Origin of the sequence: Halosolutus halophilus (assembly GCF_022869805.1) — an archaeon.
In the GTDB taxonomy this organism is placed as follows: Archaea; Halobacteriota; Halobacteria; order Halobacteriales; family Natrialbaceae; genus Halosolutus; species Halosolutus halophilus.
Genome location: NZ_CP094974.1, coordinates 2,808,391 through 2,834,691, shown reverse-complemented (window position 1 = coordinate 2,834,691; position 26,301 = coordinate 2,808,391). Strand labels below are relative to the sequence as shown.

The following is a 26,301-nucleotide window of genomic DNA, read 5'->3' as shown; positions in this document are numbered from 1 at the left end:
GGTTACTCGCTCCGTGCGTCTTCGACGGCTTCGACGAACGTGGCCGCAGTCTCCCGAACCCCGTCCATGTCGCCGTTCGCGATCGCCTCGTCGTTCAGGATCGCGCCGCCGGCACCGACGGCGACCGCACCGGCGTCGAAGAAGTCGGCGACGTTGTCCGGCGAGACGCCGCCGGTCGGGATGACGTCGACGTCGCCGAGCGGGCCGCTGAGCGCCCCGATGTGTCCGGGACCGACGGTCGAGGCGGGGAACATCTTCAGGACGTCAGCGCCGGCCTCCATCGCGGTGACGGCTTCCGTCGGCGTCATGACGCCCGGCGCTGCGAGCACGTTGTGCCGGTTGCAGGTCCGGACGACGTCGGCGTCGGTGTGCGGCGACACGACGAATTCGGCACCGGCGTCGATTACCGACTGGGCGGTCGCGGCGTCGAGGACGGTGCCCGCGCCGACGATCGCGTCCGTGTCCGCGAGTTCGCGATCGATGGCGGCGATCTTGTCCCGTGCGTGTGGCTCGTCGGCGGTGATTTCGAGCGCGCCCACGCCCGCGTCGTGCATCGCTCGCGCGACCGGGACGACGTCGTCCTCGTCGATACCGCGCATTACCGCGATGACGCCGTTCTCGACGATTCGGTCCGTGATCGTCGCTTTGTCAGTCATCGGCGGGTCCCCCGTTCGCTGGCTGGTCGATCGTCGGCGAGCGCCGGACTGTCGGTCGGGTACTGTCGCGTTCCATCGTATCGAGGCGTTCATCCCCCACTCAAATAAGTTCACTCACGGTCGAAGAAGTATCAGCGACGATGTCGGTTACGGTCTCGTACTCGAGGTGCAACATTTCGAGGCGACAGTTCACCGCTTCGGCCGTGGGCGGCGGTCACGATTCGAGGGGGCGGATTGTGACCGACTCCGCCTCGAAGTCCTCGAGGAACGCGCCGCTGCCGCCGACCGTGTACCGGTCGTCGTCGACCTCGATCGTGAACGCGTTCTCGATCGGGACGGTCGAGGTGACGGGCCGAACCAGGCTCTGGCGGACGTCGACGACTTCGCCGGTGAGTTCCACGGGTTCGTCGGTACTGCCGACCGGCGACCCGACGACGGTCGCCTCGATCGGGGTGTCCGTGGCGCGATGCAACGCGATCTGGAAGACCGCGTTCCGGAACCCCTCGTAGGTCCGGGGCAACTCGCTGGGTGCGGTGACGTACCGCTCTTCGGCCGTGGGCCAGTAGTTCGCGAGGAAGGAGCCGGCGAGGACCGGTGCGAGCTGTTCCTGCGAGAGGGCGATCGCCCTGGTATCGCTCTGTGAACTGGTGAGCATCTGGCTCGGCGCGAGGAGTCCGTGCAGGCGATCGACCGTCAGCATCGTCGGGACGAGTGCGTCCCACGTGCGAACCGTACTCGCAGTTCCGGCGAGCGAGGCGATGTCCTGGTCCTCGTCGCCGGTGGCGCCCAGCAGGAGCAACACGAGGACGCCCCGGTCGACCGTCTCCTCGAGCGTCGATCGAATCTGAGGAAGCACGGCCGCGGGCAGCGAGAGCGTCACCTCGTTCTCGGCGTTCGCGAGCAGGCTCTCGATCCGCTTGAGTACCGTCTGGCGGGACTTGATCACCTCGAACTGCTCGCCCGTGCGCTCGGTGCGCGTGTATCGCGATCGAATCCCCGGCTCGATCCGCTCGACGCTGCTCGTGAGCCGATCGACGACCTCGTCCGGGTCGACGGGACGGATCACCGTCGGCACCGAGTGATCGTCGACTTCGACGAACCCGCGCTTCTCGAGTTCTTCGCTGATGCTGTAGACGTATCGCTTGGAGACGTCGGCCGCATCGGAGATCGTACTGGCTTTCGATTCTCCGTGTTCGAGGATCGCAAGATACGTGTCGATTTCCTTTTCCGAGAGGCCGAAGCGTTCGAGAAGTTCGGCGAGATCGTCGTCGTCCATGTATACGTATTACTTCACGAATCGTCGAGCCGAGAGTAAAAGATTCCGGGTCGATCCCTCCGTCCGGAACCGAATCATCGGCAGTCGGGTAACACTGACCCGTTTCTCGGTTTCGAAAAGTAGGAATACATTTTTCAACAAGGTTTAATGGCCCGGGGGCGAACAGTCACACCGATGGAACTGCACGGCGCTCTCAACGACTTCAAACGTTCTCGGGGCGATCCGCACCTGTTCCCCGGCGAACGTCGATCGACGACGGGACTGTTCTCCGGTCTCGACGACCGACTCGTGCACGTCGCCCCCGACGGCTCGATCAGGGACTACTCCTATCCCCTCTCCGGCCTCTCCGGGATCGAGCGATCGCGGTTCGGCCTCGAACTCGACGGCTCGGTCCACTGGTTCGACGACGGCGATCAGCGGTACGTTCCGGACACGGCGGTCGTCGAAACCGTCCACGAACTCGGTGAGCACGCGTGTCGCCAGTACGATCTCACGCTCGATCGCCTCCACCTGACCCACGTCGTCCTCGAATCGGCTCCCGGGACCGGCGACTCGTCCCCGACGCTGGAGGGGTGTTTCGGGTTCGCACCTGACGGCCGGGCGAATCGAATCGGGCAACTCCAGCACGACGACGCGGTAGAGGTGTACCACGACAGCGAGCGGGACTTGCTCGCCACCTCGACCGACCTCGACGTGACCGGACAGGTTCCCGAACGGTTCGAGGAACTCCTCGCGTCCGACCCGATCGAGTTTCCCCGATCGGACGCCGACGACCGCTACGAGGAAGCCCGACTCAGTCCGATCACCAGGGCGAGCGTCCCGCTAACCGGCGAGACGCCGAGTGCGACGGTCGCGACGTTGCTCACAGACGGTGGTGAGCGCACGGCCGCGCTCGAGGACGTCCGGAGCGGTGCCACGGCACACGACGACCGCGACGCGGTGATCGCGGCCGGGCGGCGACAGGCCCGGGAAGCACTCCCTCACCCCGATTCCGGGACCGAGATCGACGACGGGTTCGCGGACCTGCGCGCGCTCTGTCTCTTGCGCGCACCCACCGGTGCGCGGATCGCCGGTCCCGAGTTCGACCCGTTCTACCGCTACTCCGGCGGCTACGGCTACACCTGGTTCCGGGACGACGGGGAAATCGCCACGTTCCTGCTCGAGGCGGATCACGCGTCGGGACTGGACCTCGAGTCCTGGCACGCGGCGAGCGCCCGGTTCCACTGCGAGACCCAGCTTCCGGACGGAACCTGGCCACATCGCGTCTGGCCGCACAACGGCGAACTCGCCCCGGGGTGGGCGAACGCTCGACTCGAGGACGGGAGTTCCGCGGACTACCAGGCGGACCAGACCGCGAGCGTCGCGGCGTTTCTCGCGACCTACCTTCGCCGGATCGATCCGAGCGACGAGCGGGTCCAGGAGACGCTGACGGCGGCGCTCGACGGGATGGACGAGACGCTTTCGGCCGACGGCTTGCCTGGTCGCGTCCAGAACGCCTGGGAGAACATGACCGGCCGGTTCACTCATACGGCCGCGACCTACCTCGACGCGTACGCGGCGATCGCCCGGGCACCGGTCCCGGACGACGTCGCCGCCCGCGCCCGCGGGAACGCTCGGTCGATCTACGAGGCCCTCGACGACCTCTGGGTGCCCGACCGGGGGATCTACGCGCTTCGTCTCGACGGCGACGACCTCGACGATCGACTGGACGGCAGCACGCTGGCGCTCGCATCCGCCCACCGGGAGTACGACGCGATCGAGACCGTCGACGATGCCCGACTCGATCGGCTCGTCTCCCACGTCGAGACGACGGTCGACGGACTCTACCGCGATCCGGACGGCCCGGTGGAGGGGCTCGCGCGATTCGAAGGCGACCCCTGGCGGGTCCGGACCCAGGACGAGGCCAAGATCTGGACGGTGACGACCGCCTGGGGGGCCCACGCGACCGCGGAACTCGCACACCTGCTGGCCGCGACCGATCGGCCGGAGCGGGAGTCGTTCGAAACCCGCGCCCGGGAGTTGCTCGCACTGGTCGCTCCCGGCGGATCGCTCCGCCGGCCGGGCGGTTACCTGCCCGAACAGGTGTTCGACGACGGAACGGCAGACAGTGCGACGCCGCTGGGCTGGCCGCACGCGATCCGGCTCGCGACCGCGGGGTCGCTCGCGTCGGCCGGCACCGTCGAACCGGCCGGGGCACCCGCGAGCGACCCCGCGACCGGTCACGAGTAGTCTCGTTTCGGGACCGGGCGCACCGGCTCGATCGGCGATCGTCGGTTTTCGGCGCCCCATCCGATCGTCGAGAGACGTGACTGGATCGAGAACGGGACCGGAGTGAGAACAGGGAGAGAGGGAAAACGGTGACGGAGAGACGGAGTCCGTCTCAGAGCGATCCGCCTCAGGGCGTCGTGGCTTCCGGCTGCTCGTGACCGGTCGCGAACACGTCGTCGCCCGAGCCCGATTCGAACAGGTGAACGTCGGTTTCCTCGAACCTGAGCGTCACCTGGTCGCCGGGGCTAGGATCGACGCTCGAGTTCACGCGGGCGATAAAGTCCGGCGCGACGTCGAGGTGGAGGTAGTTGTCGGAGCCGACCGGTTCGACGACTTCGACCGTACCGGTGACGGCGTTTTTCGCACCCGGGTCAGCGACCGAGACGTCTTCGGGCCGGATTCCGAGGGTGTACCGGTCCTCCTGGAGGTCCTCGACGTGTCGGTCGACGTACGCTGCCGAGAGCGCGAATTCGAAAGTCCCGTCGGGTTCGATCAGGCGAATCCCGTCGCCGGCGCGTCGCACCTCGACGTCCACGAAGTTCATCGACGGCGAACCGACGAATCCGCCGACGAACTCGTTGACCGGATTCTCGTAGACCTCGGTCGGCGGCCCGGCCTGCTGGAGGACGCCCTCGTCGAGGATGACCATGCGATCGCCCATCGTCATCGCTTCCTCCTGGTCGTGCGTGACGTAGACGGCGGTGATCCCGAGTTCGTTCTGGAGCCGCTGGATCTCCGCGCGCATCTCCGTTCGGAGGCTCGCGTCGAGGTTGCTGAGCGGTTCGTCGAACAGGAACAGGTCGGGTTCGCGTACGATCGCCCGCCCGAGCGCGACGCGTTGTTTCTGCCCGCCGGAGAGTTCGTCGGGTTTGTCCTCGAGCAGGCCGTCGATGTCCATCATCTCGGCGGCGTCGACGACGCGCCGTTCGCGCTCGTCCTCGCTCAAATCGGTGCTCATCCGGAGCCCGAACTCCATGTTCTCGAAGACGGTCTTGTGCGGGTACAGCGCGTAGTTCTGGAACACCATCGCGACGTCCCGATTCTTCGCGTGGACGTCGGTGACGTCCTTCTCTCCGATCTCGATCGTCCCCGAGGTCGGGGATTCGAGCCCCGCGAGCATGCGCAGCGTGGTCGTCTTGCCACAGCCCGACGGGCCGACGACGGTGACGAACTCGCCGTCGACGATCTCGAGAGACAGGTCGTCGACGGCGACGACCGACCCTGTGTCGTACTCCTTGCGGAGCGATTCGATCTTGACACGTGCCATTACCCCACGGTTGTCGACCCGACGTAAAATCCTTTCTCAAATGAGCCGATTTAGGAAGTAATTTTTCTTCTCGAATATGCGTCGCGGGGTTCGGATTCGGCCGGGACCGCGTGGAACCGCCGCGAACCGTCCGTCGTGGCGGGTGAGCCGGTCCCATGACTGATGCACCCAAATCATTAAATACGTGAAGTCATAATTCCTCACTGATTGCAGCATGTCAATGCAACGCAGATCACTGCTCAAGGGTATCGGTGGGGCGACGGCGACACTCGGAATGGCCGGCTGTCTGGGCGTCTTCAGCGGTGACGATCGCGGACCGGTCCTGTGGCACGACTTCGCGGATTCGGAGGAGGAGGATCTCGAGAACTACCTCGGGGAGTTCAACGACGGTCGGGACACCGAACTCGAGGCCGACGCGGTCTCGGACCTGGAGCAACAGCTCAACACGGGGATCCCCGCCGGAGAGGGGCCGGTTTCGTTCGCGTGGGCGCACGACTGGGTCGGCGCGTTCGAAGACAAGGACTTCCTCTACGACGGGTCCGACGACATCGAGGTCGACCTCGAGAGCACGTACACGGAGGCCGCAGCGGAGGCAGTTTCGTTCGACGGCGGCGTTTACGGCCTCCCCTACGCGGCCGAGACGGTCACGCTGATGTACAACGCCGAGATGGTCGACGAACCGCCGGAGACGGTCGACGAAATGGTCGACATCATGGAAGAGTACCACGATCCGGATCAGGGTCGATACGGGCTTTCCTACCCGTCGACCGACCCGTACTTCGTCAGCGCCTGGATCCACGCGTTCGGCGGCTACTACTTCGACGACGAGACCGGCGAACTGGGACTCGAAGACGACGCCACCGTCGAGGGTCTCGAGTACCTCGCCGACAACTTCTGGCCGTACGTGGCGGCCGATCCGGGCTACGAGTCCCAGACCGCCGTGTTCAGCGACGGCAACGCACCGTTTGCCATCCAGGGACCGTGGGAACTCGGTGGCTTCCGTGACGGCGGCGTCGACACCGAAGTCGCCCCGCTGCCGACGGCCGACGGGAACGACCCCTCCCCGTACACCGGCATCCAGATGTGGTACTTCACGTCCGAAGTCGGCGATGCGGACGAGAACGAGCGAGCGGCGACGGCCGACTGGGCCGAATGGTACACGACGAACGAAGACGTCATTCTCGGCAGTGCAGAGAGCCACGGATTTATTCCGGTCCATCAGGACTACATCGGCAGTGACGAACTCGGTGACGACGTCGAGACGTTCGCCGAGACCGTCGACATGGGGATCCCCATGCCGACCGATCCGCGAATGGACCAGGTGTGGGTGCCGGTCGAAGAGGCCCTCGAGTCGGTCTTCAACGAGGAGGCGACCGCCCAGGACGCGTTAGCGAACGCCGCCGAGCAGATCCGCGGCAACTGGGACTAACGTGCCGATCGACTAGGTCCACCTCATGACCTCGCTACCGTCTCTCCGACCCCACTCGTGGGTCGAACGCGACTTGCCGTTCGGCTCACGAGACGTCGGTCTGTTCCTCGTCCTGCCCGGGTTGATCCTGTTCTCGATGTTCATGATCTACCCCATCGCCTTCCTGGTCTACCTGTCGATGACCGACGCCACCCACGCGGGGACCGTCATCGGCGGTAACTCGGCGTTCGTCGGACTCGAGAACTACGCCGAACTCTTCGCCGACAGCCAGTTCTGGACGTCGATGGGGACCACCTGGATCTTCCTCGCAGTGAGTCTGGTGTTCAAGGTCGTCGTCGGAATCGGGATCGCAATGATCCTCACGCACGCCCGCGTCGTCGGCAAACGCTTCATGCGGGCGCTCGTGATCGTCCCGATGGGATTCCCGCCCATCTTCACCATCGCCGTCTGGCGAGGGATGTTCAGCGGCGCCCGGTTCGGCCCGTTCAACGAGTTCCTCGCCGTCTACAACCGCTTCGTTAGCGCCTTCGGTGCCCCGGAACTGTTGCTCGCCGACGTCCCGATCGGGTGGCTCAGCGGCCGCTGGAGCGCGTTCGCGGCGTACGTGACCACGGAAGTGTGGCTCGCGTACCCGTTCATGGTGATCATCATCGTGAGTGCACTCCAGGACGTCTCCGCCGAGTTGCACGACGCCGCGAAGGTCGACGGAGCCGGTTTCTTCAACCGGTTTTTGCACGTGACGTTGCCCTCTATCAAGGGCCCGGTCATGTTCGCGTCGATCCTGACCGCGGCCACGTCGTTCCAGCAGTTCCTGATCCCGTGGGTGTTCAACCAGGGCGGCCCGGCGCGCCAGAACGAACTGATCCTGGTCTACGGGTTCCGTGAGGCGATCCAGCTCAACCAGTACGCGTTCGCGTCGGCAATCATGGTCACAGCAATCGCGTTCATCGGCGTGTTCATGTGGATCGCAGTGAAGAAAGGCGGCCTCGCGGAGGGGGTGAACTGATGAGCGTTCGCGACCACGTTCGGTCCTGGGCGCACCGGAAGGCCACCTGGCCCAGCCGCGCCGTCGCGACCGTACAGAACACGATCCACGAGGTTCGAACCGGTCGTCGGAGCCCGTGGGACGTCGCCAAGACGATTCTGGCGACGTCGGGAGCGATCGGCATGCTGCTGGTCCTGATGTTCCCGGTGTACTGGATCGCGACGGCCTCGCTCTCGCAGGGCTCGTCGTTGATGTCGTCGAACGGAATCTTCGCCGATCCCGCGACGTACAACCTCGACGCCTACTACTGGGTCATCCTCGAGTCGAAGTTCACGGACGCACTCGTCAATAGCCTGACCGTCGTGTTCGTGACGGTTACCGTCTCCATGTCGGTGATCATCCCCGGAGCGTACGCGCTCTCGCGACGCCAGTTCGTCGGCCGCGAGAAGATCCTGTACTTCTACGTCGTGTTCACGCAGGTCGGGGCGGGGCTCTCGATCGCCACGCTGATCGCGCTGTACGCCCTGTTCGTCAACCTCGGTCTCGCGGACAACCTGTTGATTCTCGGGCTCTTCTACGCGGCCGGTGCGATCCCGTTCAACACCTGGCTGCTGAAGACCTTCATGGACAACATCCCCGTCTCCTACGAGGAGGCGGCGATGGTCGACGGTGCCAGCCAGTGGCAGGCGATCCGCGAGATCATCCTCCCGCTCTCGAAGCCGGGGCTCGCGGTCGTGCTGATCTTCACGTTCCTGGCCGGCTGGAACGAGTTCATCATCGCCCAGACGCTACTGGGCCCGGACAACTACACGCTGTCGGTCGAACTCTACCGGCTCGTGACCAGCGGTCGCTACGAGACGCCCTGGACCGAGTTCGCGGCGTTCGCGATCGTCTTCGCGATGCCGGTCGCGATCGTCTACTTCTTCGCCCAGCGGTACGTCGAGAGCGGGCTCTCCTTCGGCGGCATGGAAGGCTGAGCACTCGATTCTCTTCTCCGGCTCTGGCTTCGGGTCCGTCCGGAAGATCTGACGATCACGCGGATGCGACGAAGCGGAGACGGAGGACGTTCGGATGCATTGCCCCGTACTCGTGCCGCTCCGGGTTCGCCCGCCGGTACTCCGCGGTCGGCGTCGAGCGGAAGGGGGCGTCCGAGGTCGGCCTGAACGAAGCCAGCATCGGGGGCCCGTTCCCGGGCGTACGTCAGCATGTCGCGGCTCACGTCGAGACCGACGACCGGAGCGCTACGATCCCGCAGTTCCCCGGTGAGATGGGCGGCCCCGAAGCCCACATCGAGGACGTGACTGGCCTCGACGTCGAGGAGCAACGAAAGCGTTCCCGATCGTTCGAGGTGGCCGTTCGCGGGCTTTGCGTCTCCTCCCGGTCGGATCCGTCGGCGAGTTTCCCGTAGGCGTCGGGGCGATCGGCCGGGTCGGTCTCTCGGTCATTCCGTTTCTGGACGTACTGCGATCGGATACGGGTTCGAATTCCCGGCGTCCTCGAACTCCGACGACTCGTCGGAAACCGGAGCACGGGACCCGGTTACTCGGATCGCGATCCGCGACCGGGACGTGCGGCTTCGAGGACCGCGACGCTGTCGACTACGATGGTACCGGTTTCGGGATCGAGAACGGCGTCGCCGGTCAGCAGATCCGTCCCGTCGATCGACTCCTCGATCGCCACCGACGCGGCGCCCTCTCCGAAGTGGATCGCGACGATCACCCGCCGACCGGACCCGGGAGCCGATCGGGCGAACGCCACGGCGTGATCGGTGTCGGCCTCGTAGGGGATCCGCTCGAGGGCGGCGTCGGATCGCAGTGCCGGCTCCGCCTGTCGGATCTCGAGCAATCGCTCGTAGAACGCGAGCAACTCCTCGTCGAACGCGCCCCAGTTCATCGGGTCGCGGCGGTTTCCCAGCCCCGTCTCCTGACCCTGGTAGAGCATCGGGGAACCGGGCATGGTGAACGTGACAGCACCCGCGGCCCGCTGTGCGTCCCGCCCGTACTCCGCGAGGTACCGAACAGTGTCGTGATTCTCGACGTACAGCAGCCACTCCGAGTCGGGGTGGGAACCCCGGCGTGCCCGCTCGTCGATCGCGTCGAGGATCGCCTCGGCCCCGTCGACGTCGACGCCGGAATCCGTGAATTCGTCCGCGACGGCGTCCTCTTCGCCGTCGCTGGGATTACCGTCGTCGTGAGCGTCGCCGCTGACACCGGCTACCGACTCGCCGATCGCTTCGAGCGTGTCGTGGAGGACGTCGTCGTGGTGCATGTGGAATCGGGGACCCCCCATCTCGACGTCGGAGGGGAGCGTCTCGTCCAGCAGGAAGAACTCGTCGTCCGTCCCCGTCAGCCGATCGGAAATCTCCGTCCAGAAACTCAACGGGACACCCCAGGCGACGTCCGTCCGGAAGCCGTCGACCGTCCCGGCCCAGAAGTCGACGACGTCGAGCAGGTACTCCCGCACCTCGGGGTTGCCGTGGTCGAGGTTCGGAATTCCATCCCAGCCGAAGTAGGTGTCCGGATCGCGCGCCTCAACGTCCTCCCACCGGTACCAGTCGCGGTACCGCTCGTGGTCCGGGTGGGACTCGTCGACGGCGGCCTCGTAGAACGGGTGGGTGTCCGCCGTGTGGTTGATCACGAGGTCGAAGACGACCCGTATGTCGCGATCGTGACAGGCCTCGACCAGCGCCTCGAAGTCGGCCATCGTCCCGAGGTCCGGGTCGACGCCGAAGTAGTCCCGCGTGTTGTAGCCGTGGGGGCCACCGTGCTCCGTGGGCGTCCCGAATCCGCTCTCGGCCTCGAGAAACGGCGTCAGCCAGAGCACGTCGATCCCGAGCCGATCGAGGTGGTCGAGCCGATCGGCGATCGTCTCGAAGGTCGGCTCGTCCTGGTCGGGGAACCGTCTGGTGAAGATCTCGTAGACGATCGCGTCCTCGACCCACGCAGGCGGCTCGAACGGGTGCTCGACGCGAACCGATGCGTCGCTCTCCTCGCTCCTGCGCCCGTCGTCACCGTCCGCGGGCACGAGTTCGATCGCGTCGGGGACGGAGTGCCGATCGCCGACCGCGACGGCGTAGACTCGCACTCGATCGGTCACGTCCTCGATCGCGATCGTCCCGTCCGATCGGATCTCTGCGTCGTCGCGGTCGTCGACGTAGTACTCGATCTCGAGGTCGTCGTCGGCGCCGCCGGCGATCGTCGCGGTCGCCGAGAGTTCGACCCGATCGCCCTCGACCGCCGCGTCGAGCGACGCCTGCGGTCGGGGATCGGCTTCGTCTTCGGCTGGAAAGGCTCGAACCGTCAATTCGTGAGTTCCGTCGGGGGCCTCGAGCGCGAGCGTGTACTCACCCGGGACGTCGGGTTCGAACGCCGCGATCGGCTCGTCGGTCGGCTCTGCGCTGGATCCCAGCGGCGCGTCGACGACGGCCCACTCGTACTCGCCGTCGGCGTCCGGGTTCCACGGCGCGAGGTCGTCACGCGTCTCCATCTCGCGTCCATTCGGGTTGCCGATACCGTCGTCGACGGTGACGAACCGCGGCGGTCCCGGATGGTGCGAGCCGTCACCGCTCTCGAACTCCCGCTTCGATTCGTGACCTCCGCCGTCGGGCCGGAATCGCTGGTCGCTCGTCGGTTCGTTCGATCGGCCGGTCGTCTCGGGATCGGATCGATCGGTCATACCGGATCGATCGGTGCCGAGGATTAAATCTGTGGTGTACTCGTTCGTCACAGAATCCTCGTCGGAGTTCCGGACCGACGCGAGCGATTTACGCTCCGTCGAACGCCGAAAACCGGGCTTTCTCGAGCGTGACGAAGCGATACTTCGCCACGCAGCGCAATTCGGATAGGTGCCCGTTCGACGGGCTTACGCCGCGTCGAAGAGTTCTTCGCCCTCGACCATGTGCGCCGCGACGGCGTCCATATCGAGGGTGACGCCCAGTCCCGGCTTTTCGGGGACCTCGACGTAGCCGTCCTCGATGACGTCTTCCTCGACGAGGTCCTCCCACCAGCCGAGTTCGTAGGAGTGGTACTCCACCGCGAGCGAGTTCGGGATGGCCGCGCCGACGTGGACGCTGCCCATCGTCGCGACCGGCGAGGCGACGTTGTGCATCGCCACCGGCATGTAGTACATGTCGGCTTTGTCCGCGATTTTCGCCGTCTCACGCATGCCGCCGACCTTGGGCATGTCCGGCGCGATGATGTCGACGGCCTGGTTTTCGATCAGCCGACGCTGGCCGTGCTTGCGGAAGACGTTCTCGCCGGCCGCGATCGGTGTACTTGACGACTGGGTGACCTCGCGCTGGACGTCGTGGTTCTCCGGCGGGACGGGGTCTTCGAGCCACCAGACGTCGTAGGGTTCGAGCGCGCTCGCGAGCCGTTTGGCGCTGCCGCCGGAGAACGACCAGTGGCAGTCGAAGGCGACGTCGGCCCGCGAGCCGACGGCCTCGGTGACCGCCTCGACGATGCTCACCTTGTGGGCGATTTCCGGCTCTCGAAGGTGGCGGTTGGCGCGGTCTTTCTCGTGGCCGCTGGGGACGTCGAGGTCGAACTTCAGCGCGTCGTAGCCCAACTCTTCGACGACGCGTTCGGCTTCCTCGGCGCAGGCGATCGGGTCCGCCTCTTCTTCAGTGTGACAGTCGCAGTAGACGCGGACCTCGTCGCGGTACTTCCCGCCCATCAGCTGGTACGCTGGAACGTCGAGGATCTTGCCGGCGAGGTCGTGGAGGGCGACCTCGATGCCCGAGATGGCGGTGACGGTGACGCCGCCGATCGACCCTTCACCGGACATCTTCTGGACGAGGTGCTCCGTGAGGCGATCGATGTCGAGCGGGTTTTCGCCCTGGAGGAACGGGGTCATGCGCTCGATCAGTTCGGGTGCACCCGCGCCCCAGTAGGCTTCACCGGTGCCGACGATGCCGGCGTCGGTATAGATCCGCACGAGCGTCCACGGGAAGTTGCCGTCGACCATCGTCGTCTGGACGTCCGTGATCGCGACGTCCCGGTCGCCGCCGCGCTCTCGCGTCACTCCCATCGTCTCCGCCGAGAGGTCCCGCATCGTGTACTCGGCGTTCGGGTCGCGAAGCTGTGAGTAATCGATTCTCATACGTCGTCTCTCGGCCGCACGGCAGTAATAGGTTGTACCGGGCGATGCCTGACGGTTGTGCCGGTGCGTCGGCTACTCGAACGCGTCGAGCAGTTCGTCGGGGGTCGCGTCGAATCCGCCACCCTGGGCGATCGTCTCCGACCCGCCGCCACCGCCGCCGAACTCGTCGGTGAGGTCGTCGAGGACGGCCGCGGCGGAACGGGATCCAGTCGCGCCGACGACCGCGAACGGCGGCCCATCGTCGGTCCCGCCGACGGCCACTACGACCTCGCCCTCGTCGTCGCCACCTTCGGCGATCGAGCCGACCTGTTCGCGGACCACGTCGCTCACCGTGTCCGTGGGGAGGTCACCGACCCGCGCCGTGAGCCACGTCTCGCCGTCACGATCGACGGGGTCGGCGTTCGCGAGCCGTTCCGCGACGAGCGATCGCTCTCGCTCCGCGAGGTCCGCAGCGAGTGCGTCGCGTTCGTCGGTGAGCCGATCGAGTTCGTCGGGGACGTCCCCGATTGCGACGCCGAGGGTTCCCTTCGCGTCGTACGCGGTTCGTTTCTCGGTGGTTCGGCGATCGATTGCGCGGGGTCCGACGGCGAGTTCGACCCGCGTCAGTCCCTCGCCGGGGTTCGATCGACCGAGCACCGTCACGGGGCCGACCTCGCGCGTGTTCCGGACGTGCGTCCCGCCACAGGCGGCGACGTCCCACGGGTCGCCCGCGTCGCCGCTGGTGGTCCCGTTCGGCCGTCCTCCGTTCCCGTTGTCGTTCTCGCTCCCTATCGTGACGATCCGGACGCGGCCCTTCTGGAACGCGCCCTCTTCGGTCGCCTCGTTGAACGCGATTTCGTCGCGCTCGCGCGCCTCCGCGACGGGCACGTCCTCCCACGAGACGGGCCGGGACTCCCAGACGGCCCGGTTGACCAGTTCGTTCAGTTCGATCAGCGTCTCGTCGTCGATAGCGGTGCTGGTCTCCAGGTCGACCCGGACCTTTTCGTCGCTGATGTCGAACCCGCCGTAGCCGAGGTCGTCGAGGAGCCGTCTTCCGGCGCCGTAGAGGACGTGGCTGGCGGTGTGAGCCCGCATGCAGTACATCCGGAACGACCAGTCGATCGAACACAGCACGCGCTGGCCGGTCTCGAACGACGGTTCCTCCGCGAGGACGTGGCCCTGTTCGCCGTCGACGTGCTGGACGTCCGCGACCGCGACGCCGTCGATGGTTCCGCGGTCGGCGGGTTGGCCGCCGCTCTCGCCGTAGAAGTAACTCGTCTCGAGCCAGACCGTCCGCCCGTCGATGGCGGTCACTTCCGTCTCGAATCGCGTCGTGTACGGCTCCGCTGCTGCCCGTTGCCCACTCATCGAAGCGTACTCGGTCGGCCGCCACCAAAAGTCTGCTCGCCGATCGGCGACTACTCGGCGAGTTCCACGTCGAGTCGATCCTCGAGCGCGTCGATCAGGCCGCCGCCGACGCCCGCCTGGGTTGCCCGTCCCTGCTCGATCGCGAGGACGTCTTTCTCGCGCGCGCCGAGTTCGTCCGCGAGTTCCTCCCGCTGAAGGCCGGCCTCCCGACGGGCCTCGACGAGGACCTCGCCGTAGTCGGAGACGAGGTACGGCAGGGGGTCGTCGTCGTAGTTCGTCCCCTCTTTCTCCCAGTGTTGGGAGTCGCCGTCCCAGACCGGATTCGCCTTCGCGACGTTCTGGGCCGCCTTCTTCTTTCGACTCGTCTCGTCTCGGGAGCCGCCGGAACTCCCGGAACCGCCGCTCTGGTCCCGGCGTCCCTGCCCGCCCCGGCCGCCCGTTTGACTGTCGTCGTGGGGCGCACAGTCGGGGCAGACCTCGAGTTCGGCTCCGGCGACCTCGGCACGTCGCAGCGAGTTGCTCTCGGCGCCACAGAGTTCACAGTTCGTCCCGCCGCCGCCGGAGGACGAACCGGTCGAATACTTGGCCATGTTAGACTTTGGCAACTATCGCATTTTAAATCTCCGCTTGGGCCGGTTCCGTGTGACCTCGGGGCAGGCGCGGCCCAAAGGAAATGTTCGACATGGCATCCATACAGATCCGCTTTGTATTCAAGCAGTCGGATGAACTGTCGCCACGCCGCGTTCTGCTTGTTCTTCGCGTTCTCCGCGGATTGCATCATTTTCTGTACGTTCAACTCCTCGACGAACACCGCGTCATACTCGGTGACCGGCCACGTCGTTAGCTTGTGCTGGAAGTCTTGTCGTTCTCGGGACTGTTCTCGTAGTCCCATTTCACGTGGTTGTAGAGTTGACGGTGAGTATCGATGTGGTACTTGGCGTCCGCGGTTACGCCCGCCCAGTCCGGATAGGTGCGATATCGATAGCTGTACCACATTCGCATATCTTGTTTTATAGATTTATAATTAATAGTTTTAATTTCATAGGTGATTTATATTCCAAAGGCACGCCGAGAGATGTCCAAAACCAATCGCGAGATACACCTTTCCTCGATCTTGTACCTCGGGTAGCGTCTATTTGTTGCTGATATTGACATCTGTCAGTACAGACGACGTATACATTGGTACGATCACGCAGAATCGAATAAGATCGTGATGTATTTAAGGGGGCACCGCCCACGTTCAGTTGCAGTCGGCACGAAGCCGACGACAAAGATGGCGGCGCGTGGGTAGCCAAGCCAGGCCAACGGCGCAGCGTTGAGGGCGCTGTCCCGTAGGGGTCCGCCGGTTCGAATCCGGTCCCACGCACTACGCTGATGGTGCAGATATTCCCGCTTCAACGGGGGTCCCCTTCATAAAGGGACATGCACCCACGCATCATCCTCACGGAACTACTCCTCGAGCGCCAGCAGCGGCGCTCGTTGTACCAGATACCGCGATAGCGACTGCTGGACCTTCAGCAGAAGCACGGGGTGGTCGGCGTGAGTCCCCGATCGATCGTACTCGGGGCCCGCACTCGACGGGACTTACCAGTACATTACCGAGCGTCCCGAACTCGAGAAGGATGCCGATCGGACCCTCTACGCGACCGAACCCGAGCCACGGGGCGAGGAACGCGCTGAGAACGTCCCCGATCCCGAGAAACCAGAGTCAGCTGCCCGTCCAGATGTCGAGGGGCAGACCACCCTCTCCGACTGGGGAGGTGGTCAGGCGTGAGCGACGACGATGAGTGGAACCGCGAGGGAGTCTCGGTCGTCCTCGACGAGAGCAACGACGTCCGGTCCGTTCGCGTAGTCCCGGACTTCGGTTCTGCTCGATCAGTCGTCGGGCTGGACGCCCATCCCGCGACACCGCTCTGGCAAGCGAGTACGCTCCCGTGGATCAAGACTACCAAAGTCCTCGATTCGGAAGAACGCCAATTGTGGCGGCGCTACGAACGCGGGCTTCGCGTCGTCCAGGTTGGCGACGCGACCCGGCCGCTGTCCGGGTGACAAGGCACTGGAGTGGCTCAATGAGGGTGAACTCGAGGCGCTGCTCGACCATCTCGTCGACGAGTACGGCACCCAGTTCCGCACCGCGATCACGACCGCGCAAGTCGAGGATCGTCTCGAGGAGCTCATGGAGGAGGCCGGCTGTCGCCGTCCGGAGTTGATGCACTTCGGCGAGGAGAAGTCACGCAACGACTTCGCGAACGAACGCGTCGGGCACGTCAACGGCTGTATGGATCCCGGCGACGACTATGTGATCGACCCGCTGGCCGAACTCGATCTCGAGGCCCATCCCGAAACGGCCGTCGACGGTACGGGCGAAGAGTACCGAACCCGTGGGCGTGGGTTCGACGGCGAGGACGCCGAAACCGCCGCCGAGATCCTCGCCAGTGTTCGCGAGAACCACATCGCCCAGGCAGCCGGGCGCTACGCTCGTGACCCGACTGATCCCGACGTCAACGCGACGGTGTTCGTTCGGACGGCTGCAATGCCACCGGGCTTCGCCGATGTCCAGACGCCTGGGGTGGAATGGGTCTCCACCGATCTTCAGGAGGAAATCGTCGAGAGACTCCGTTCGAGTCAGCACTCACGAACGGCGCGGGGGATCGCCGACGCTGTCGGCTGCTCGAAAGAGCACGTCCGCCAGACACTCGAGCGACTGGCCGACGACGAGGTCGGTGAGCCCGCGGTCTACGTGGCCGAGGGTGCTGGGTCACACGGAGCAACGCTCTACAGCGACTCCGGCCTGCCATCCGTTGGATTCGTGGACGTTCAGGAATCGCCAACTACCTCCTACGGGGACTCTAGTAGGTGGGCGTTGGCGATCCGCACCCCCGCAGACGGTGGTGACGTTGATCGAGAGGTGACTGAGACGGATAGTGGCGACACTCACCCGTCAATCTGGCCCCGATCGGCCTCTGATCGAGGTGACTGACGTCGCCACCTCCCGTCGCGACGACGTTCCAGCGGACCTCCCGCCCAGTGCCAAGTACGTCATCTTCGTCCTCGAGGAGAGTGGTGGATCGATCACCCGGTCGCAACTCCAGGAGCGAACCGATCTCGCCGATCGGACGCCCGATCGAGCACTCGATCGGTTCGAATCCGTGGGGATAGTCCGTCGCGATCGTGACGCTGACGACCTGCGTTTCGTCCGGATCGAGTTCGATGCCTCTGTTGATACACTCAGAGAGTGATAGGTATAGACCCTCCAGCGTTCAGTACAGGCGAACAATGTAATGCGACGGATCGGAATCGACCCAACTCCTGTCAAGAATTGCGTGCTGAAGACAGAGGATATGTTCAGCAGAAGACCAGCGAGGGAACAGTCGTTAGGTAGTGGGTCCCTTTGTCTGTACCGAACGCGTATCGTGATTCACTCTAATGGTTGCGCATAGTCGACTTGCTTCGGCCGGAACCCCGTGTCGTGGTAGAATCGGCGTGCGTCCTCGTTTTGCCACTCACAGGAAACCTTGAGATGGTCGCAATCCCGGTCGCGGGCCATCTCCTTCACGCGCTCAACGACTTCTGTACCGTGACCTCGGTTCCGGTGGTCTTCGTCGATAGCAAGGTTCACGATGCGGAGATAGTGCGAGTACTGTCGGGAGGGATGATGGCCCTCGCGGAGTGTGACAAAACCGATGGTCTCGTCCTCGTGGACGATAAGGTGGTCAGCGATTTCCTCTTCGTCGAGATGAGTACGGAAGCCCTCATCGGAGACTTCGTCGATATTCGCGTAGGAAAGTGCATTCAGTTCGTCGTACGCTTCCATCGCCTTTGCGAGGGAATACCAACGACTGACGAGTGCGTCGAGGTCCTCAACGGTGGCTTCGATGAGTTCCATACGGCGACTCCTGGGCGCTCATTCTTTAAACTACGTCGGGTGTGTTAGTGACTGCCGCAGCATTCGCACCCTTCACAGACCGAGCGAAATCTCATGTACCATTCGCGCCTCGTATTCAGCAAGACTCGATCGAACTACCGAACCACTGTCAAGATCGGCGTGCTGGATAGAGAGCATGCCTTGTTTAGACGCCCCTGAATGGACGAATCAGGAGTCCTTTCGTCTAACCAGAATACGGTAGTGACCACCTCACAGTCCAGTTTTGTATGTAGATAACAACGTGTGAGAGCCGATTGTTTCCGCGTCTAAACACGGCCCAGAGCATGTATGCAGCATGGCGAGTTTTTTATTTCACATTACTGAACCAGAATCACCCAACTGAGAACGTGCGTATTGATCGCTGGAAGTTCTACCACGTAACGATCTCACTCGTAGACCCGGGTGTGTATTCGATAGGTGAAACCTACCCCGATTCTGGCCGACATCTCTTCGTTTGCCGTCGAACTCGATTACAGCCTTCTCCAGAACCAACGCTTCTTTGTCGGGTATCCGAACCGCGAACGGAGGGGAGAGACATTGTCCGCGAGCGGTTCGTCGGGGGCTCGGACGTAATCGTGAGCCCCTTTCATCGATCCGTTACCCGTCCGGCTCGAGCGTCGACAGCGCGAACCCCCACGTCACGTCGACGTCGTCGTCGCCGAACCCCTGTTCGAACGCGTATCCGTCGCCATCGCGCGGATCGTCCGTCTCGGGGTGGGTGGTGACGATAAACTGCGAGGTACTCGTCTCGCCGGGATCGTACGCCGTCGTGCTCCCGCCACGAGCGATCGATTCGTGTGGGAGGAAGGCGGGCTCCCACCAGCCGGCGTCGGTGCGGTCGACGAACCCTGGTGCGAATGTCTCCGCGGGCAGGAGGACCAGCCGGCGGCCCCCGGGACCGAGGCCGACGTACGAGCCGAAGGGCCAGCGGCGCATCGACGCGATCAGCGACCGCTCGTCCGTGACGTTCTCGAACGTGATCTCGATCAGGCCCGGGTGGGTGTCGGTGACCGGTTCGAGGACGTCGACCGTGAACTCGCCCATGAACGCCTCCGGGAGGTCAACCTCGTCCGCGACCGCAAGCTCGTGGACGATATCGCCCTCGTCCGTTCCGCACGCCGCGAGTTCGACCGCTCCCGTCACCTCGAACTCCCATCCGTCGTGATCGTTCCGGCCCTCCGCCGGCCGCAGGAGCTGTGCGACGGAGAATTCGTACGATCCCGGCCGGATGCCGTGGGTCTCGTCCGAGAGCGTGTAGGTCTCGCTCACCGTCTCGCCGGGCGGAATCTCGGTCGACAGGGCGATGCTGTTCACCATCCCGACCCCGCGGTGGGGAGTCGTGTGCACGTGACCGCTCTCCTCGTACGCCGAGGTCCACGCGACGAGGCCGTGATCCCGATTCTCGTCGCTGAGCCTGAAGATCCCGAACGGCTCCGGCGCGCCGGTGGTGAACCCCAGCGGCTCGTCACCGTCGTTCGTCACGGCGAGGGTCACCGACACGTGCTCGTCTGCGTCGATCCGATCGCCCTCAATCACGAACGAGATGTCTACGGGGGCGTCCTCGTCCACCGAGACGTCCCACTCCGCATCGACGTCGAAGCCGTTCATGCCGAACGGGAAGTCGCTCTCGGCGTAGGTCGGCTCCGGCGGGGTAGCGTCGCGGTCCGGGATCGGCTCTGCATCCGACTTCCACACACCGGCGCGGCCGTCCCCCGACTCGATCGCCAGCAAACGGCCGCCCACGCTCACGTACAGGGTCCCGTTAGCGACGGCGGGGCTGCCCACCGGCCACTGGAACCGAAGCCACCACTCGATATCTCCCGTCCCGCGATCGAGGGCGTACACGCGGTAACGGGTGGCGACGTAGACGATCTCGCCGGTGACGACGACGCTCCCGGCTCCGAGGCCATCGTCGTCCCGACTCCATTCGACGTCCCCTGTCGCCGCATCCACCGCGAGTGCCCGCGATATCCACTCCTCGCCCTCCTGTTGCCGGCCCGCAAGGTAGATCGTCCCATCGATCGTCGCGATGTCAGTTCCGCGGAAGCTCCCATCGAGCGTCCACTCGCGTGCGCCGGTCGCGGCGTCGTAGGCGAATAGATCCCCGCGCGTGGCGGTGAAGACCATCCCGTCTGCGACGGTAGGGGGGCTGCCGGCGCGGTCGATCGTCTCCTCCCACTCAGTGTCGCCGCTCTCAGCGTCGATCGCGACCAAGTTGTCGTTTCCGACTGCGAAGACGCGACCGTCGGCCACGGTCGGTGCCGTCAGAGTGTGGATGTCGCGGCGCCAGCGCTCCTCACCGCTGTCGGCCTCGAGCGCGACGATCGGGCCCCCTCCACCGGCGGAGGCAAAAACGGTGTCCCCGTCGAGGGCGACGCCGCGCGTCGTATCGATGCGGTCCATCCACTCTTGCTCGCCCGACTCGGCGTCAAGCGCGTACACGCCGCTCGCGGATGCATAGACGGTTCCGTCCCCGACCGCGAGCGCACGTTCGATATCGTCGCCGATCGGTGCTCGCCATTGCCGTTCGCCGGTGGCCTGATCGAACGCCAAGACGGACTGGTTGCGGAGGCCACTGCCGACGTATACCGTCCCGCCCTCGATGACCGGGCTGGTGGAGATCCCTGTCGTGTCGCTCCACCACCGTACCCGCCCGCCACCATCCGGACCGGCCGCGGTCGTCGCCCCGGTGTGGGCGGCGTTGGCTTGGAACTGCTGCCATTCACCGGTCAGTCCATCTGTTGTGCCGTCAGCGTCATTACCGGGATCTTCGCCGTCACCGAGACACCCGGTTAACGGGGCCACGATCCCGGCAGATGCTCCGACGAGGAGCGTCCTTCGTCGCATACGGCGATGCAACAGGTTGGATTGATAAGTAGTTACTGCAAACTAAAACAACGATTTAACATACGCTAATAGCATGTGGGTGATGGCAACAATTGTATAGATACTCATCCGATTATCGTAGGCAAATCATAAGTTCAGGTCCGAAACCCAACAAGAAATAATCATATTTGTTCTCGCTTGGCGATTACACGGTCTGCACAGAGCGATTCTCATATTCGAAACTTGACGCAAATCTCCTGCAACATTCGCGCCCTGTATTCAGTACGCCGCTGTGAGCATTACTATTATCTTATATGTGTGACAGCGTTATGTTCATCTGCGCACTGATCACCCGTCCGACGAACTGGATGCATGAGCAACGGCGTCAACGGCCGATTTTCTCCGCAAATTTGTAGACAGAAAAATACTCTGCTGAAATCTAATTCTTCAGATGTGTCTTTTCGCGAAACACACGCTCATTACATGTGCGAACGTATCGACAGGAAGAGTTGATTATTCGGCACGAGCGTCAGCTGTCGTCACTTTGCCAAAGTGAGACTCACCCTCGAATCCAACGATATCAGAAAGTTTTTCTATTTGAATTTAACAAATCAACTATGGTCCCTACCATTATCCTGCAAGGGAGTGGCGGTGGCGCAGCGGCATTGATTTTTTTGCTTTTCTTGTTCGCCTTCATTGCCCTGACTGTGTGGGTGTATGTAGACGCGGAAAGTAACAGCAACCACCCGGCGTTTTTGTGGGCGCTCGTCGTCTTTATGGCCCCATTGCTAGGACTCGTCTTGTATTTCCTGCTCGGGAGAAACGTCCGATAGCGTTTTTCGCTGCGGGTCGAGTACGCCGACCCAGTTCGGATGGGTCACGCTGATATACGTTCCGAGCCTGCTCAGTAGTTCCTCTGTACTTCCCACAGAGGATTCTGAGCCCATCACTATCGGATGGTTTCAACAGAGCCAAAAATTCGAAAAATCCCGAAAGGAGTTATTCGATGTGAATGTGACCGTCACTTCGCACAGTGATCACGTATCCCTCGTACTCGAATTCAATTTGAACCGTTCCTTCAGAGCGCGAGACCAATGCGTTAAGCGCGTCCGGATCGACGACCTCGAAAAGTGAGTCAAGGTCAATCGGATCAACATCTTTCGCATCCGCGACCATCATGACGACTCCCGTCGCAGGTTCGTCCCAAGTCCCCGATCCGTCATTCCCTCCTTGGATGCCAGTCTGCATCGTTCATCACACATATACAATATCATAAACGAGTAGCGTTCGTTCATCACTGTTCAATCTCTGTTCATCCATGAGAGCCACTGTTACTCCATCTAGTGGCTTCTATCTATATTTTAGATGTAATAGCAAAAACATCAAAACGGTCGCATAGTTTAAATACAAGTAGTAAAGATCGGCATCCGTGACAGATTCAGAGATAGAGCAAGAAGCCGAGACAGAGGAAGAAACCGAGACGGAGGAAGAAACCGAGACGGAGGAAGAAACCGAGACGGAGGAAGAAACCGAGACGGAGGAAGAAACCGAGACGGAGGAAGAAACCGAGACGGAGGAAGAAACCGAGACGGAGGAAGAAACCGAGACGGAGGAAGAAACCGAGACGGAGGAAGAAATCGTGATAGAACAAGAAACAACGGAATCGGACGGACTGATCGCTCGACTCAAACAACTGCTCACCCGCTGGTAACTGAGGGCAGGATGAGCTGACAGACCAGTCAGAGCGGTCACGAGCTAATTTTCCAGAGTACCCTCGTACAGCATACTGTTCATGCTGCGCTGTCTTACAATCTCGCGTTGATTGTCACGTACTGTGTCACTGGTTCGGAACCGCTCTATACGTTAATCTCTGTCAACTGAGGAGCGAACGAACCGTATCAACGATCTCCTCCCGAAGCGCGAGAACGAATTTTAACAGAACGAAGTAGGCGAAACATCCTGAGACCCTCGAAATCCGGCATCTCAAAGCAACGGTCGCCATTATGGCGCTCGTACGGACTCTTATCAACTTCTCTCGACATATATGCAAATAATACGATCGCGACAGGGGCGTCGAGTCGGCGACGTTACCGTCGCCGGTGATGAACCCGTCCGCCCTGTAGCGACGCTTTTCTCCAGCCCAGGTCAACGACGACAACTCCCACGTCCTCGGACGGTCACGTTTCCCTCACAGCGGGCGTTCGATCGGCGCATCTGGCACAATCCTCGTGTGTGTAACGGCTGCTTCGAACACGTGAAGTCCGTCGACGAAACTCGGCTCGTTCGCAGCCGTGCCGAACCGCTCGACGTCGAGGCCCACCACCGCACCGAACACGCAACACTCGAGCAGGACGTCGACGGGATGGATCCGGCGCCCGAGGCCCAGTCCCAGGATTCCTACGGTGAGCGTGGTCGGGCCGTGCCGCGGACGACTTGCCGCAGCTGCGCTCGAATCGGCTGCTGGGCTGACAACGACACGCTCTCGAAGGTGCAAGCGCTCCGTCTGGCCGAACCACTCGCCGATCGTCTTCGCGAACAGGGCCTCGAGTTCGACGAGGCGGCACTCCGGAGGGCAGTTCGAAAGTCGCGACGATGTTCAGGGCTACGATACCGAAATCTTCCGCCGTTCAGTCAAACTGGCGGCGCAGCGAGGGACGATGGTTCAGGATCTCACCGCTTACGACCTCAGCGATCTCGATCCGGAGGTACTCCTCGAGGAGGCACTCCAGGACGACGCGGTCCTTCGTCTCATCGAGGACGCCGTCCGGATTGGTCGGGCCCACGCCTCTGGCTGGATGGGCGCCGTCAACAGGGAAGACATCGTGACGCTCGACCCGGAGTACGAGACCGAATAGCTGCTCGGTATCGTCCTCGTCACGAACCGAGAACTTCCCTTCTCTCGTCTTCTCGAATTCTTCCAGACCGAGATCGCGGTCAGCCCGGTCCGGGACGACACCGAGACAGTAACCCCTTTCCTCCGCCGGGCTAACGATCAGCTATGGAATACGTTCCCCGAGAGCGCGTCCGGCCCCTCGCTGCGGTCCTGAGCGTCGTCTCGCTCGCGATCGTCTTCGCGGCGGCCGGCGGTCGAATCCCGTCCTCGACGGTGCCGACCGCACCCGAATGGGTCCTCGAACTGATTCCGCACGTCAACGTCGTCATCAGCGCGATCGCGATCGGAACGATCACGATCGGCTGGCGGGCGATCCGCCGCGGCCGGGTCGACAGACATCGACTCGCGATGCTGACCTCCTTCGGGCTCTTCGTGGTATTTCTCACGCTCTATCTCTACCGACTGGTCGCGACCGGCGGCCCGCAACCGTTTCCCGGCCCCGAATCCGTCTATCAGTTCGTCTACCTGCCGGTGCTGGCGATCCACATCTTCCTCGCGATCGTCTGCATCCCCCTGCTCTACTACGCGCTGTTGCTCGCCGCGGCCTACCCGATCGACGATCTCCGGCGAACCAGCCACGCCCGCGTCGGCCGGATCGCGGCGAGCCTGTGGCTGATCTCGTTCTCGCTGGGGATCGTGGTCTATCTCCTGTTGCACGGCGTGTACTGACGATTACGACGGGAGAATCAGTCGTCCGCCTGGAGCGGTTGGCCGCCGATATCGGGCCGACTCGCGTCTCGATCGGTCTCTTCGCCTTCTATGTCGTAGGGATACTCCCCCGTGACACAGCCCAGACAGAGGTCCACTCGCTCGTTCCCGAGGACCTCGGCCACGGCGTCGGCCGAGAGGTAGGCGAGGCTGTCGGCGTCGATCGCGTCGCGGATCTCGGCGGTCGTCTTGTCCGACGCGATCAGTTCCTCGCGGGTGGCCATGTCGATCCCCATGTAACACGGGGCGACGATCGCCGGCGCGCCGATGCGAACGTGAACCTCCTCGGCGCCACAGTCCTTGAGAAGCTGGACTAGCTGGGTCGAGGTGGTTCCGCGGACGATCGAGTCGTCGATGACCGTCACGGTCTTCCCTTCGATCGTGGACTTGATCGGGTTGAGCTTTAGCCGCACCGCGCGCTCGCGCTCGTCCTGGGTTGGCATGATGAACGTCCGCCCGACGTAGCGGTTCTTCATCAGCCCCTCGGCGAACTCGACGCCCTCGTCGTCCGGGTCGCGAGGCTCGCCGTCGGGGGTCGTCTCGCTCGCGGCGTCGGCGTAGCCCGAGGCGAACGCGCGCCCGGAGTCGGGGACCGGCATCACGACGTCGGTCTCGACGCCGCTTTCCTCCCAGAGCTTGCGCCCCAGGTTTCGGCGCGCCTCGTAGACGAGCGTCTCGTCGATGACGCTGTCCGGGCGGGCGAAGTAGACGTGTTCGAAGAAACAGTGAGCCGTGTGCTCGTTCTCGACCAGCTGGTAGGAGTCGAACCCCGTGCCGTCTTCCTGCAGGACGACCAGTTCACCCGGCCGGACGTCCCGGACGAGTTCCCCGTCGAGGGTGTCGATCGCGGCCGACTCGGAGGCGAGGATGTAGCCGTCCTCGAGTTCCCCGATACAGAGCGGGCGATTGCCCTGCGGGTCGCGCACGCCAAGGATCGTATCGTCGTGGCTGATCGTCAGCGCGTAGGAGCCGTGGATGCGTCCCATCGTCCGTTTGACGGCCCGAACGAGGTCCTCTTCGAGCAGGTTCCGCGCGAGGTCGTGGGCGATGACCTCGGTGTCGCCGTCGCTGGTGAAGGCGTGGCCCGCGGCGGCGAGTTCCTCGCGGATCTCGTCGGCGTTGACGAGGTTCCCGTTGTGCGAGAGGCCGAGCGACCCGCTCTTGAACGAGACGGAAAAGGGCTGGGCGCAGGAGGAATCGACCGACCCGGCCGTCGGATACCTGACGTGGCCGATTCCGGCCGGACCGTTGAGCACGTCGAGGTCGTCCTCGTCGAAGACGTCGCCCACGAGCCCCATCTCCACGTGGCTGTGCTGCTGGAAGCCGTCGTGGGTGATGATGCCCGCGGATTCCTGACCGCGGTGCTGGAGTGCGTAGAGCGCGTAGTACAACGGTCGTGCCGCGTCTCGACCGTCCAGTGAGACGCCGACGACGCCACACTTTTCGGTCATCCCTGTTCGCCGGGGAGTCTCGCCCCGCCCATCAGTCATGCTCGTCCGTAGGGCACCGAGCGGATAAAAATCCCCGTGTTTGTGCTCCTCAAGCAGCGATTCACGTCGAAAATTATCCACGTCCGTGCATATGCCTGCCGTCGTCGACGGGTGGGACTCGCCCGTATGCG

The 26,301-nt window shown here is 63.6% G+C and carries 24 protein-coding genes, 1 tRNA gene and 1 pseudogene; 13 read left to right on the top strand and 13 right to left on the bottom strand.

Annotation, left to right across the window (positions count from 1 at the left end):
• Positions 1-2: 2 nt before the first annotated feature.
• Together MUG98_RS13810 and MUG98_RS13805 are read right to left on the bottom strand one after the other, a co-directional pair.
• Positions 3-656, bottom strand: a complete 654-nt coding sequence (locus tag MUG98_RS13810) for a bifunctional 4-hydroxy-2-oxoglutarate aldolase/2-dehydro-3-deoxy-phosphogluconate aldolase (protein WP_265108025.1) — start codon at positions 654-656, stop codon at positions 3-5.
• 214 nt (positions 657-870) lie between these two features.
• Complete coding sequence (locus MUG98_RS13805; protein ID WP_265108024.1) at positions 871-1,932, bottom strand: TrmB family transcriptional regulator; 1,062 nt, start codon at positions 1,930-1,932, stop codon at positions 871-873.
• 174 nt (positions 1,933-2,106) lie between these two features.
• On the opposite strand from MUG98_RS13805, the gene MUG98_RS13800 reads away from it, so the two are divergent.
• The gene (locus MUG98_RS13800; RefSeq protein WP_265108023.1) at positions 2,107-4,161 is read left to right on the top strand and encodes a DUF7997 domain-containing protein; all 2,055 of its coding nucleotides are present in this window, start codon (positions 2,107-2,109) and stop codon (positions 4,159-4,161) included.
• A gap of 166 nt (positions 4,162-4,327) precedes the next feature.
• Here the strand turns inward: MUG98_RS13800 and MUG98_RS13795 are convergent, their stop codons facing one another.
• Positions 4,328-5,467, bottom strand: coding sequence for an ABC transporter ATP-binding protein (locus tag MUG98_RS13795; RefSeq protein WP_265108022.1), 1,140 nt, complete (start codon positions 5,465-5,467; stop codon positions 4,328-4,330).
• A 220-nt stretch (positions 5,468-5,687) separates the two neighbouring features.
• Here MUG98_RS13795 and MUG98_RS13790 point away from each other — a divergent pair, with 220 nt between their 5' ends.
• The 3 genes from MUG98_RS13790 to MUG98_RS13780 are packed head-to-tail and all read left to right on the top strand — an operon-like array spanning position 5,688 to position 8,858.
• The gene (locus tag MUG98_RS13790; RefSeq protein WP_265108021.1) at positions 5,688-6,896 is read left to right on the top strand and encodes a substrate-binding domain-containing protein; all 1,209 of its coding nucleotides are present in this window, start codon (positions 5,688-5,690) and stop codon (positions 6,894-6,896) included.
• A gap of 25 nt (positions 6,897-6,921) precedes the next feature.
• Positions 6,922-7,902, top strand: a complete 981-nt coding sequence (locus MUG98_RS13785) for a carbohydrate ABC transporter permease (RefSeq protein WP_265108020.1) — start codon at positions 6,922-6,924, stop codon at positions 7,900-7,902.
• Positions 7,902-8,858, top strand: coding sequence for a sugar ABC transporter permease (locus MUG98_RS13780; protein WP_265108019.1), 957 nt, complete (start codon positions 7,902-7,904; stop codon positions 8,856-8,858). Before MUG98_RS13785 ends, MUG98_RS13780 begins: the two co-directional genes overlap by 1 nt.
• Here MUG98_RS13780 and MUG98_RS13775 read toward each other — a convergent pair.
• Positions 8,798-9,169 carry a class I SAM-dependent methyltransferase gene (locus tag MUG98_RS13775; protein ID WP_265112460.1) on the bottom strand — a complete coding sequence of 124 codons (372 nt, stop codon included), beginning with the start codon at positions 9,167-9,169 and terminating at the stop codon, positions 8,798-8,800. The genes MUG98_RS13780 and MUG98_RS13775 overlap by 61 nt on opposite strands.
• On the opposite strand from MUG98_RS13775, the gene MUG98_RS13770 reads away from it, so the two are divergent.
• Positions 9,149-9,289: a hypothetical protein gene (locus tag MUG98_RS13770; RefSeq protein ID WP_265112562.1), complete on the top strand. Its 141-nt coding sequence runs from the start codon at positions 9,149-9,151 to the stop codon at positions 9,287-9,289. The genes MUG98_RS13775 and MUG98_RS13770 overlap by 21 nt on opposite strands.
• A 131-nt stretch (positions 9,290-9,420) precedes the next feature.
• Here MUG98_RS13770 and MUG98_RS13765 read toward each other — a convergent pair whose 3' ends face one another.
• From MUG98_RS13765 to MUG98_RS13745, 5 genes and pseudogenes are all read right to left on the bottom strand, one after another.
• Positions 9,421-11,556 carry an alpha-amylase family glycosyl hydrolase gene (locus MUG98_RS13765; RefSeq protein ID WP_265108018.1) on the bottom strand — a complete coding sequence of 712 codons (2,136 nt, stop codon included), beginning with the start codon at positions 11,554-11,556 and terminating at the stop codon, positions 9,421-9,423.
• Between the two features lie 186 nt (positions 11,557-11,742).
• Positions 11,743-12,981 carry a mandelate racemase/muconate lactonizing enzyme family protein gene (locus tag MUG98_RS13760; RefSeq protein ID WP_265108017.1) on the bottom strand — a complete coding sequence of 413 codons (1,239 nt, stop codon included), beginning with the start codon at positions 12,979-12,981 and terminating at the stop codon, positions 11,743-11,745.
• 72 nt (positions 12,982-13,053) lie between these two features.
• A complete protein-coding gene (locus tag MUG98_RS13755) occupies positions 13,054-14,328 on the bottom strand; it encodes an alanyl-tRNA editing protein (protein WP_265108016.1) in 1,275 nt (424 codons plus the stop codon).
• 50 nt (positions 14,329-14,378) lie between these two features.
• Positions 14,379-14,918, bottom strand: a complete 540-nt coding sequence (locus MUG98_RS13750; protein ID WP_265108015.1) for a helix-turn-helix domain-containing protein — start codon at positions 14,916-14,918, stop codon at positions 14,379-14,381.
• A gap of 89 nt (positions 14,919-15,007) precedes the next feature.
• Positions 15,008-15,190: pseudogene (locus MUG98_RS13745) on the bottom strand (IS200/IS605 family accessory protein TnpB-related protein); the annotation flags it as partial.
• A gap of 419 nt (positions 15,191-15,609) precedes the next feature.
• On the opposite strand from MUG98_RS13745, the gene MUG98_RS13740 reads away from it, so the two are divergent.
• The 4 genes from MUG98_RS13740 (at position 15,610) to MUG98_RS13725 (ending at position 17,567) form a co-directional block, all read left to right on the top strand.
• Positions 15,610-15,694 (top strand) — tRNA-Leu (locus MUG98_RS13740).
• 404 nt (positions 15,695-16,098) lie between these two features.
• Positions 16,099-16,377 carry a hypothetical protein gene (locus MUG98_RS13735; protein WP_265108014.1) on the top strand — a complete coding sequence of 93 codons (279 nt, stop codon included), beginning with the start codon at positions 16,099-16,101 and terminating at the stop codon, positions 16,375-16,377.
• Positions 16,346-17,308, top strand: coding sequence for a hypothetical protein (locus MUG98_RS13730; protein ID WP_265108013.1), 963 nt, complete (start codon positions 16,346-16,348; stop codon positions 17,306-17,308). The genes MUG98_RS13735 and MUG98_RS13730 overlap by 32 nt, the downstream gene beginning before the upstream one ends.
• Positions 17,301-17,567 carry a MarR family transcriptional regulator gene (locus MUG98_RS13725; protein ID WP_265108012.1) on the top strand — a complete coding sequence of 89 codons (267 nt, stop codon included), beginning with the start codon at positions 17,301-17,303 and terminating at the stop codon, positions 17,565-17,567. Before MUG98_RS13730 ends, MUG98_RS13725 begins: the two co-directional genes overlap by 8 nt.
• 179 nt (positions 17,568-17,746) lie before the next feature.
• Here MUG98_RS13725 and MUG98_RS13720 read toward each other — a convergent pair whose 3' ends face one another.
• Both MUG98_RS13720 and MUG98_RS13715 read right to left on the bottom strand, forming a co-directional pair.
• The gene (locus MUG98_RS13720; protein ID WP_265108011.1) at positions 17,747-18,214 is read right to left on the bottom strand and encodes a GNAT family N-acetyltransferase; all 468 of its coding nucleotides are present in this window, start codon (positions 18,212-18,214) and stop codon (positions 17,747-17,749) included.
• A gap of 636 nt (positions 18,215-18,850) precedes the next feature.
• The gene (locus tag MUG98_RS13715) at positions 18,851-21,100 is read right to left on the bottom strand and encodes a PQQ-binding-like beta-propeller repeat protein (protein WP_265108010.1); all 2,250 of its coding nucleotides are present in this window, start codon (positions 21,098-21,100) and stop codon (positions 18,851-18,853) included.
• 596 nt (positions 21,101-21,696) lie between these two features.
• On the opposite strand from MUG98_RS13715, the gene MUG98_RS13710 reads away from it, so the two are divergent.
• Complete coding sequence (locus MUG98_RS13710) at positions 21,697-21,912, top strand: PLDc N-terminal domain-containing protein (RefSeq protein ID WP_265108009.1); 216 nt, start codon at positions 21,697-21,699, stop codon at positions 21,910-21,912.
• Between the two features lie 166 nt (positions 21,913-22,078).
• Here MUG98_RS13710 and MUG98_RS13705 read toward each other — a convergent pair whose 3' ends face one another.
• Complete coding sequence (locus MUG98_RS13705) at positions 22,079-22,327, bottom strand: HalOD1 output domain-containing protein (protein WP_265108008.1); 249 nt, start codon at positions 22,325-22,327, stop codon at positions 22,079-22,081.
• A gap of 181 nt (positions 22,328-22,508) precedes the next feature.
• Here MUG98_RS13705 and MUG98_RS13700 point away from each other — a divergent pair, with 181 nt between their 5' ends.
• From MUG98_RS13700 to MUG98_RS13690, 3 genes are all read left to right on the top strand, one after another.
• Complete coding sequence (locus MUG98_RS13700; protein WP_265108007.1) at positions 22,509-22,790, top strand: hypothetical protein; 282 nt, start codon at positions 22,509-22,511, stop codon at positions 22,788-22,790.
• Between the two features lie 946 nt (positions 22,791-23,736).
• Complete coding sequence (locus MUG98_RS13695) at positions 23,737-23,934, top strand: hypothetical protein (protein ID WP_265108006.1); 198 nt, start codon at positions 23,737-23,739, stop codon at positions 23,932-23,934.
• A gap of 143 nt (positions 23,935-24,077) precedes the next feature.
• Positions 24,078-24,641: a DUF420 domain-containing protein gene (locus MUG98_RS13690; protein WP_265108005.1), complete on the top strand. Its 564-nt coding sequence runs from the start codon at positions 24,078-24,080 to the stop codon at positions 24,639-24,641.
• Positions 24,642-24,658: 17 nt separating this feature from the next.
• Here the strand turns inward: MUG98_RS13690 and purF are convergent, their stop codons facing one another.
• On the bottom strand, positions 24,659-26,131 hold the full coding sequence (gene purF / locus MUG98_RS13685; protein WP_265112459.1) for an amidophosphoribosyltransferase: 1,473 nt from the start codon (positions 26,129-26,131) through the stop codon (positions 24,659-24,661).
• Positions 26,132-26,301 lie beyond the last annotated feature (170 nt).

Coding starts and splice junctions, on each gene's coding strand:
- MUG98_RS13810 (WP_265108025.1), bottom strand. CDS start 656: ATGACTGACAAAGCGACGATCACGGACCGAATCGTCGAGAACGGCGTC.
- MUG98_RS13705 (WP_265108008.1), bottom strand. CDS start 22,327: ATGCAGACTGGCATCCAAGGAGGGAATGACGGATCGGGGACTTGGGAC.
- MUG98_RS13755 (WP_265108016.1), bottom strand. CDS start 14,328: ATGAGTGGGCAACGGGCAGCAGCGGAGCCGTACACGACGCGATTCGAG.
- MUG98_RS13770 (WP_265112562.1), top strand. CDS start 9,149: ATGGGCGGCCCCGAAGCCCACATCGAGGACGTGACTGGCCTCGACGTC.
- MUG98_RS13785 (WP_265108020.1), top strand. CDS start 6,922: ATGACCTCGCTACCGTCTCTCCGACCCCACTCGTGGGTCGAACGCGAC.
- MUG98_RS13800 (WP_265108023.1), top strand. CDS start 2,107: ATGGAACTGCACGGCGCTCTCAACGACTTCAAACGTTCTCGGGGCGAT.
- MUG98_RS13790 (WP_265108021.1), top strand. CDS start 5,688: ATGCAACGCAGATCACTGCTCAAGGGTATCGGTGGGGCGACGGCGACA.
- MUG98_RS13805 (WP_265108024.1), bottom strand. CDS start 1,932: ATGGACGACGACGATCTCGCCGAACTTCTCGAACGCTTCGGCCTCTCG.
- MUG98_RS13715 (WP_265108010.1), bottom strand. CDS start 21,100: ATGCGACGAAGGACGCTCCTCGTCGGAGCATCTGCCGGGATCGTGGCC.
- MUG98_RS13750 (WP_265108015.1), bottom strand. CDS start 14,918: ATGGCCAAGTATTCGACCGGTTCGTCCTCCGGCGGCGGCGGGACGAAC.
- MUG98_RS13765 (WP_265108018.1), bottom strand. CDS start 11,556: ATGACCGATCGATCCGATCCCGAGACGACCGGCCGATCGAACGAACCG.
- MUG98_RS13695 (WP_265108006.1), top strand. CDS start 23,737: ATGGTTCAGGATCTCACCGCTTACGACCTCAGCGATCTCGATCCGGAG.
- MUG98_RS13780 (WP_265108019.1), top strand. CDS start 7,902: ATGAGCGTTCGCGACCACGTTCGGTCCTGGGCGCACCGGAAGGCCACC.
- MUG98_RS13710 (WP_265108009.1), top strand. CDS start 21,697: ATGGTCCCTACCATTATCCTGCAAGGGAGTGGCGGTGGCGCAGCGGCA.
- purF (WP_265112459.1), bottom strand. CDS start 26,131: ATGACCGAAAAGTGTGGCGTCGTCGGCGTCTCACTGGACGGTCGAGAC.
- MUG98_RS13720 (WP_265108011.1), bottom strand. CDS start 18,214: ATGGAACTCATCGAAGCCACCGTTGAGGACCTCGACGCACTCGTCAGT.
- MUG98_RS13690 (WP_265108005.1), top strand. CDS start 24,078: ATGGAATACGTTCCCCGAGAGCGCGTCCGGCCCCTCGCTGCGGTCCTG.
- MUG98_RS13760 (WP_265108017.1), bottom strand. CDS start 12,981: ATGAGAATCGATTACTCACAGCTTCGCGACCCGAACGCCGAGTACACG.
- MUG98_RS13795 (WP_265108022.1), bottom strand. CDS start 5,467: ATGGCACGTGTCAAGATCGAATCGCTCCGCAAGGAGTACGACACAGGG.